Source organism: Pseudomonas sp. RL (assembly GCF_000647775.1).
Lineage (GTDB): Bacteria > Pseudomonadota > Gammaproteobacteria > Pseudomonadales > Pseudomonadaceae > Serpens > Serpens flexibilis.
In genome coordinates, this window is the sequence record NZ_JBOY01000227.1 from 1 (window position 1) to 734 (window position 734).

General features: G+C 64.3%; 1 protein-coding gene. It reads left to right on the forward strand.

What is annotated here, in order from left to right; genetic code table 11:
• The first annotated feature begins 151 nt into the window (after window positions 1–151).
• Entirely contained in the window at window positions 152–685 is a 534-nt protein-coding gene (locus AS93_RS0118445; protein WP_027591938.1) for a transposase, read from the forward strand.
• Window positions 686–734: the final 49 nt, after the last annotated feature.

Here is a 734-nt window from a genome sequence, read left to right on the forward strand (position 1 = left end):
GGGCGGACAACGCTTCACCTGTCCGCCGCTGCGGTGTCGGGCCGGTGCCTGGGCCGGCGGACAAGAGCGACGTTGTCCGCCCTGCGCTGGACAGCCCCCGTTTCGTTATCCATAACCATCGTCCGAATGCGGACCCTAATGGACGAGACGAATGCCCAATTACCGCCGTGCCCGGGTGGCGGGTGCGAGCTACTTTTTCACGGTCAATCTGCGGGATCGCCGTTCGGATCTTCTGACGCGGCATGTGGATGTGCTGCGAGATGCGGTACGGGTGACCCGCAACCGTCATCCGTTTGAAATCGATGCCTGGGTTGTCCTGCCCGATCACATGCACTGCCTGTGGACACTGCCCGCTGGCGATTCTGATTTTGCGCTGCGCTGGAATGTGCTCAAGGCACGCTTTTCCCGCCGTCTGCCGGCGAGCGAAGCGCCTGCCGTGGCCAACCTGCGCGGCCGCGAACGAGGGATCTGGCAGAGGCGCTATTGGGAACACCTGATCCGCGACGAGGAGGATTACCGCCGCCACGTGGATTACATCCACATCAACCCGCTCAAGCATGGGCACGTTGCACGGGTGCGGGACTGGCCCTATTCCACATTCCACCGCGCTGCCCGCGAACGGCTTTATGCGGCTGACTGGGCGGGCGGGTCGATCACGGACATCCCCAACACCGGAGAACCGTAGGGCGGACAACGCTTCACCTGTCCGCCGCTGCGGTGTCGGGCCGGTGCCT